Source organism: Streptomyces sp. NPDC002676 (assembly GCF_053592455.1).
The window spans coordinates 21019-27808 of the sequence record NZ_JBSFVT010000030.1 but is presented as its reverse complement, the minus strand read 5'-3'; the positions used below and the strand labels follow the sequence as shown (position 1 = coordinate 27808).

Annotated in this window: 9 protein-coding genes; all 9 read right to left on the bottom strand. The window is 69.1% G+C overall.

Annotation, left to right across the window (positions count from 1 at the left end; all coding sequences use genetic code 11):
• Positions 1 to 10: 10 nt before the first annotated feature.
• The 9 genes from ACWD3E_RS39920 to ACWD3E_RS39880 all read right to left on the bottom strand — a co-directional run bounded on the left by ACWD3E_RS39920 (position 11) and on the right by ACWD3E_RS39880 (position 6726).
• A complete protein-coding gene (locus ACWD3E_RS39920) occupies positions 11 to 454 on the bottom strand; it encodes an ester cyclase (protein WP_451392391.1) in 444 nt (147 codons plus the stop codon).
• Entirely contained in the window at positions 447 to 1325 is an 879-nt protein-coding gene (locus ACWD3E_RS39915) for an MBL fold metallo-hydrolase (RefSeq protein ID WP_451392390.1), read from the bottom strand. Before ACWD3E_RS39915 ends, ACWD3E_RS39920 begins: the two co-directional genes overlap by 8 nt.
• Positions 1322 to 1711 (bottom strand): nuclear transport factor 2 family protein, encoded by a 390-nt coding sequence (locus tag ACWD3E_RS39910; protein WP_451355912.1) that lies wholly within the window; start codon positions 1709 to 1711, stop codon positions 1322 to 1324. The genes ACWD3E_RS39915 and ACWD3E_RS39910 overlap by 4 nt, the downstream gene beginning before the upstream one ends.
• A gap of 2 nt (positions 1712 to 1713) precedes the next feature.
• Positions 1714 to 2046, bottom strand: a complete 333-nt coding sequence (locus tag ACWD3E_RS39905; RefSeq protein ID WP_451392389.1) for an antibiotic biosynthesis monooxygenase family protein — start codon at positions 2044 to 2046, stop codon at positions 1714 to 1716.
• Entirely contained in the window at positions 2043 to 2771 is a 729-nt protein-coding gene (locus ACWD3E_RS39900; protein ID WP_451392388.1) for a cupin domain-containing protein, read from the bottom strand. Before ACWD3E_RS39900 ends, ACWD3E_RS39905 begins: the two co-directional genes overlap by 4 nt.
• A gap of 120 nt (positions 2772 to 2891) precedes the next feature.
• Positions 2892 to 3518: a LuxR C-terminal-related transcriptional regulator gene (locus ACWD3E_RS39895; protein WP_451392387.1), complete on the bottom strand. Its 627-nt coding sequence runs from the start codon at positions 3516 to 3518 to the stop codon at positions 2892 to 2894.
• 474 nt (positions 3519 to 3992) lie between these two features.
• Entirely contained in the window at positions 3993 to 5216 is a 1224-nt protein-coding gene (locus ACWD3E_RS39890; protein WP_451392386.1) for a beta-ketoacyl synthase N-terminal-like domain-containing protein, read from the bottom strand.
• The gene (locus tag ACWD3E_RS39885) at positions 5216 to 6481 is read right to left on the bottom strand and encodes a beta-ketoacyl-[acyl-carrier-protein] synthase family protein (protein WP_451392385.1); all 1266 of its coding nucleotides are present in this window, start codon (positions 6479 to 6481) and stop codon (positions 5216 to 5218) included. Before ACWD3E_RS39885 ends, ACWD3E_RS39890 begins: the two co-directional genes overlap by 1 nt.
• A complete protein-coding gene (locus tag ACWD3E_RS39880; RefSeq protein ID WP_451392384.1) occupies positions 6478 to 6726 on the bottom strand; it encodes an acyl carrier protein in 249 nt (82 codons plus the stop codon). Before ACWD3E_RS39880 ends, ACWD3E_RS39885 begins: the two co-directional genes overlap by 4 nt.
• Between the last annotated feature and the right edge of the window lie 64 nt (positions 6727 to 6790).

Below are 6790 nucleotides of genomic sequence, written 5' to 3'. Positions count from 1 at the left end.
AGGCTGCCGGTCAGGAACCGGTGGCCTGGAGGAACGCGGACGTGTCGGGCGGCGTCATCTTGCCCAGCTGCATCAGCAGCACGTGCAGGTCGTTGCAGGCCCAGTGGTCGCTCACGCGGCCGTCACGGAGCTTGACGATGTGAATCTCGTTCCAGGTGATGGTGCGGCCGGTCGGCTCCGCGCCGAACACCGAGCCCTTGTGCGTGCCGCTCACCTTGACGTGCTGGATGACGAACTCGCCCTCCTCGAAGTCGCGGATGAGCTCGACCTTCATGTCCGGGAAGCCTTCGCGCTCGACCCGGATCACGGACTTCACGCCCTCCTTGCTGGTGTCCATGCCGGGAGGGGCGTTGTGGTTGACGAAGTCCTCGGTCATCAGCTCGTCGAGGACGTCGACCTTGCCCTGGGAGAAGGCCTCGTCCAGAATCCGACGGCACTTGATCTTGTTAGACACGGTGTTCTCCTTGGAAGGTTGTTCCGGTCAGCTCGGACAGAGCGACCTGGATGTTCACGAGAGTTCGTTCCGGTTCGAGCCAGCCCGCCGCCGGGCCCGGATCGAATCGGGCCCACACCGTTTCCGCGGGCAGCTTTTCGGCGTGTGCGAGCCGGGCGGCGGCGAGCACACGGTCGAAGTAGTCGGCCAGTTCACGCAGTGCCTCGATCCCGGCCGGCCTGCCGTGCCCGGGCAGGACCACCCTGGGACCGAGTGCGATCAGCTGGTCCAGTGCCGCACGCCAGCGGCCCACCCGCCCGTGCACGGCCAGCGGTGTCACCCCGGCGAAGCACAAGTCGCCGGTGATCAGCACCTGTTGGGCAGGCAGCCACACCACGAGGTCGGCCGCCGAGTGAGCGTCGGTGAACTCCAGCACCCGCGCCCCGTCGGGCAGCGCGCCTTGGATGCCGGCGGGCGGCACCGGTTCGGCGGCCACGCTGTCCCAGTCCGCCAGCCGCGTCGCGAACCTCGGCATCACCTTGGCGAGCAGCGCGGGCAGGCCGGGCTCGCCGATCATCCTGCGCATCCCGGCCACCGTGCGCGGGTGGGCGATGATCGGCACCTTGTCGAACAGCAGGTTGCCGCCGATGTGGTCGGTGTGGATGTGCGTGTTGACGACCAGCTCGGCGCCGCGGCCCCGGCGGTTCAGCGCGGTCACGATGTCTGCCGCCATCTCCGGCAGCAGCATCGTGTCGATCACCGTGGTCGGATCGCCGAGCAGCAGCACGCTGTTCGACAGGCCCGCGCTGCCGTCGCCGTTGACCACCGCGACCACGCCGTCGGCGACTTCGACCTCCTGGCGTACCGATATCCCGGCCGGCATGGCGGTCATCCCTGGAGCGCGCGGATCTGCTGGACCAGGCCGGTGCGGTCGAGCATGGCGTGCCAGGACACGATGCGGCCGGCGTCGGCCCGGATCGTCTCCACGACGTTCCAGGTCAGCCGCTGCCCGGTGCCCTTGGGCACACCGGACAGCGTCAGCTCGACCGACAGCGCGGAGCCGTCCGCGGACTCGACGGTCCCCTCGATGGTGATCTCCAGCTCCGTGTACAGCCCGCGCTGCTGCGTGAACATCGCGGCGAGTGCCTTCGCGCCCCTCTTGTGCTGGCTGGCGGTGCGGATCTCGACGTCGGCGGCGCACATGGCGTCCACCCCGGCGGGGTTGCCGGCGTCGACCACCGCGTACACGGCCTCCCAGAGTTCCTTCGCGGTCTTCACGGTCACTCCCCCTCGCCGGACACGATCCAGTCGACCTGGTACACGTGTACGTCCACGTCGTCGGCGTACTTGTGCAGTTCGAGAATCAGCGCGCGGCCCGCCTCGCTGCGGATGTGCTCCTGAAAGGCCGCGAGCTCGCTCCACTGGGCGTAGTTGGTCACCCGGCTGCCGTCGACGCTGCAGTGCACGTTGGCGGAGATGAAGCCGGGCATGTGCCGGACGACCTCGTCGGTCTCCTTGCGGATCGCGGCGGACAACGCCTGCTGGTTCTCCGGCTTGCAGTGGAAGACGTTGATGTACGTCATGAGAGGGTTGTCGGCCGAGATCGTGCTCATGACCGTGTCCCCATCGTCTCGGCCACCACGGTGAAGCTGCGGAACTCCGGATCGGAGTAGCAGGCCCGCATCGGCTTGACGAGTTCCTTGTGCTCGTCGGACTTCTCCCAGGTGAAGAAGTCCGCGATGGAGGTCCATTCGCTGACGATCAGCCACTTTTCCGGGTTGTCCGGCGCCTGGCAGATCTGGTCGCGAATGTGTCCGGGGGTCGCCGCGACGCTGAACCGGACCTTCTCGTAGGCGGCCAGGAACTCCTCCCGCTTCTCCTCGGCCACCGTCATCATGAACAGGATGCGGGCCGTGCCGGCCGCGGCATCGGTCGTCTCGGCCTGCGGTTCGCCGAGGACCTCGGTGTCCACGTGCGCCAGCGACGGGTCCGGCGCGAGCGGACCGATGTGGTACACGGTCATCGACTCGGTCGTACCGACATTGCGCAGCCGGTGCCGCTTGCCGATGGGCACGTATATGCCGTCGCCGGCCTTCAGTGCCCAGTCCTCGCCCTCGACCTCGAGCACCAGGTCGCCGCTGACGACGAACAGGAACTCCTCGGAATACGGGTGGAAATGCTCCACCACGTGTTCGCCGGGCTGGAGAACAGCCGTGCCCATATAGCCGGATCGGCTGCCCACCGAACCGGGGTGGAGCACCATACGCAACTGGCCGCCGCGCGCCCGATAGGGCTCTATGTCTGAGGCGCGGATTCGGCCCACCTGTGAATTGCTCATGAAAGAATCATCTCCGGCGATCTTCTCGGGCCGCATCAGAAATATTCCGTGAAAACTCCGCGGAAAATCCGCAGTCGGCTGCGGGAAACCCGCAACGGCGTGACTCGGGATATCCGGCAGTCAATTCAGGGGCAGTGTCGCGTAGGTCCGGAAACCGTGCGTGCAGGCGTACACCGCCAGCTGGGTCCGGTCGCGCAGGTCGAGCGCGCGCAGCAACGAGGAGATGTGCGTCTTCACCGTGGGCCTGCCCAGCTGCAGCTGGTCGGCGATCTCCACGTTGGTCAGCCCATGGCCGATCAGGCCGAGGATCTGCCGCTGCCGCGGGGTGAGCTTGACCCCGCTGCCCGGCCCGGCCTGAACCTCCGAAGGGCCGCTGTAGCGCAGTGCGGAGACCAGTTCGCCGGCCACCTGCGGGTCCAGTGCCGCGCCGCCCTGGTCGACCGCGCGGATCGCGTCGACGAGCCCCCGCACCGGTGTGTCCTTGTGCAGGAAGCCCTCCGCGCCACCGCGGAGCACCTTCATCGCCAGGTCCGGGTCCAGGCTGGTGGACAGGGCGAGCACCTTCACCGCCTGCTCCGCGGTCCGGCTCACCACCCGTCGGGCCAGCAGGTCCTCGATGTCGAAGCCGTCCAGGTCCATCAGCAGCACGCGCGGCCGTTGGTCCAGCAGCAGCCGAGGACTGTAACTCGCGGTGTCGAATTCGACCACCACATCCATCCCCGGAATACCGCGCAGAACGGTCATCATGCCCGCCCGGTACACACCAGAACCACTGCAGACTCCGACCGGCAACAACTCCTTCAAACCACGCACAACATCTGTCGAACCCGCCCGGGGGGTGATAAATCCATTTGCGGATTTGTCAGGCAAAGAGCATTCCCCGCACTCGGCTGGCCTGCAGTACAGTGGCGTAACCGTCATCTTCACGCTCCCTCGTGGTTCGCAGCAACGAACGCCGCGTGTCGGCTCGACCCTGTTACTGTCCGCCGTGTTGCTATACGGGCAGCACGGCCACTGCCGAAGGCTGCCGGAGCGTGCCGACAAAGTCCGGAATGTGGCTTGCAGATGAACGCCCGGCGCCCGGGGCGCCGCAGAAGGCAGGATGAGACAGGCCGCGCGAGGTCACTTCCCGATCACACTCGAAGAACCCGCGCGGCCGTTGTCATGTCGGAACTCGTTGCCCGTCGGCTTCGGTCCTCCTCACACGAGACGCTCTGTGCGTTACGCAGTACAGGTGCGCAGCACCAACGCACTGTTGAATCCGCCGTGTCCGCGCGCGGTGACCAGCACGGTGTCGAGCCTGCGTTCGCGCGGCTCGCGCACCAGGTCGAGGCCGTACGCCGGATCGGGGTCGTCGAGGTTGCCCACCGGCGGGACGACACCTTCCCTCATCGCGAGCAGCGCCGTGGCCACGTTGAGCGCCGAACCGCCGGCCAGCAGCCGGCCGACCAGACCCTGCGGCGCGGTGACCGGAACCCCGTGCGCGCCGAACACCGAGCACAGCGCCCTCGCTTCGGCGGCGTCGGCGTCCGGGCGGCCTGCGCCGTCGGCCAGCACCAGGTCCACCTCGTCCGGACGCACGCCGGCCCGCTGCAGGGCCAGATCGATCGCCCGGGCGTACTGCTGCCCGTCGGGTGCGGCCGTGCGGTAGTGGTGCGCGTCCTGGGTGGCCGCGTAGCCGGCGATCACGCCGTAGCCGGCCGGCCCGGACCGGGCCCGCGCGGCGGCTTCGTCCTCCACCAGCAGCACCGCGCCGCCCTCGCCGGGCAGGTGGCCGTTGGCCGCCCGGTCGAACGGCTTGTAGCCGGCCTTCGGGTCGGTCGCGGTGGACAGGTGGCCACCGGCCATCTGGGCGGTCAGCGCGTACGGCGCGATCGGCGCCTCGGTGCCGCCTGCCAGCACGGCGCCGGTGCCGCGGCGGATCGCGCGGTCGGCCCAGCCCAGGCTGTCGATGCCGGATGCCGCGTCGGAGACCAGCACCCCGCACGGCCCCTTGGTGCCGTGGTGGATGGCCAGTTGCCCGGTGCTCGCGGCGTAGAACCAGGCGATGGACTGGTACGCGCCGACCGCCTTGCGGCCCCGGCTCCACAGCGCCTGGATCTCGCGCTGGCCGAACTCGTTGCCGCCCGAGCCGCTGCCCAGGATCACCGAGGTGGCGTACGGATCGTGGGCGGAGGGGTCGTAGCCCGCGTCGTCGAGGGCCATGCCGGCGGCGGCTACTGCCAGCCAGGTCCAGCGGTCGGTCTGGACGGCCAGCCGGTCGGGCACGTGCTCGGTGACATCGAAGCCGGGCACCTGACCGGCCAGTGTGGTGGCGTAGCGGCTGGTGTCGAACGTCTCGATCGGCCGCACCGCCAGCTCGCCCGCCAGGGTCGCGCGCCAGTGGTCGTTCGCTCCGATGCCGGTCGGCGCGACCACGCCGAGACCGGTGATCACGGCCGCCATCAGCGCACCCCGGCCAGCACGATGGCCGACTGGAACCCGCCGAACCCGCTGCCCACCGACAGCGCGACGTCGACCCGGTGGTCGCGTGCGGTGTTGGGCACGTAGTCCAGGTCGCACAACGGGTCGCGGTGGGCGTAGTTGGCGGTGGGCGGCACGACGTTGTGCTCGATGGCCAGCGCGGTCGCGGCCACCTCGATGGAGCCGATCGCGCCGAGCGAGTGCCCGACCATGGACTTGATCGAGCTGACCGGCACCCGGTAGGCGTGGGCGCCGAGGCTCTGCTTGAACGCGGCGGTCTCGTGCCGGTCGTTCTGCTTGGTGCCCGAGCCGTGCGCGTTCACGTAGTCCACCGCGGTCGGGTCCAGCCGCGCCTGGGCCAGCGCACTGCGGATCGCTACGGCCATCTCGTTGCCGTCCGGGCGCAGTCCGGTCATGTGGAAGGCGTTGCACCGGTTGGCGTAGCCGAGGATCTCGGCGTAGATGTGCGCGTCCCGGCCCCGGGCGTGCTCGTACTCCTCCAGGATGAGTACGGCCGAGCCCTCGCCCATCACGAAACCGTCGCGGGTCGCGTCGAAGGGCCGGGAGGCGTGTTCGGGGTCGTCGTTACGGGCGCTGGTGGCGCCGATGGCGTCGAAGCAGGCGATCGAGATGGGTGTGATGGGCGCGTCGCTCGCGCCGGCGACCACGATGTCGGCCATGTCGTCCTGGATCAGCTGGTACGCCTGCCCGATCGCGTCGATGCCCGAGGTGCAGCCGGTGGAGACCACCGAGGCCGGGCCGTGCGCGCCGTACCGGCAGGCGACCTCGGCAGCCATGGTGCTGGGTATCCACGCCTGGTAGAGGAAGCCGGAGCCGAACTCCGGGTCGACCAGCCAGTCCCGGCCGCCGTCGCTGGCCACCACGTACTCGTCCTCGAGGCGGGTGCTCGCGCCGACCGCGCTGCCCAGGCACACGGCCATCCGGTCGTGGTCCAGTCCGGCGTCCAGCGCCAGGCCCGCGTCGGCCATCGCCTCGTCGGCGGCGACCAACGCGAACTGGACGGACCGGTCGTTGCGGAACACCTCCTGACGCGTCAGCCCCGCCGCGAGCGGGTCGAAGTCGACCTCGGCGGCCAGTTGGGAGCGGAACTGCGCGGGGTCGAACAGCGAGATCCGGCGGGTCGCGGTGCGCCCGTCGGTGAGCAGCTGCCAGAACGCCTTCCGCGTGGCGCCACCGGGTGCGACCACACCGATCCCGGTGACCGCGATGCGTCGCTCCTCGCTCATCGCGCGTGCTCGCTCAGTCCCTTGTTGACCAGCGTCACCAGCTCACCGAAGGTCGCGTTCGTGTACTCCTCGCCGAACTCGATCCCGTAGCGGTCCTCGATCTCCGCCCTGACCTGCAGCTGCGCCAGCGAGTCCAGGTCGACGTCGCTCAGCGTGGCCGTCGGATCGTCCGTGACCGCGGACCGGGGCAGCCCGGCCTTGACGACCAGGATCTCCATTAGTTCGTTAATTGTGAATACCGACACGGTCATTCCCTTCGCAATAGGCAACGAACCCGCAGCTCAGACTACGCGGAAATCAGTCGGATCA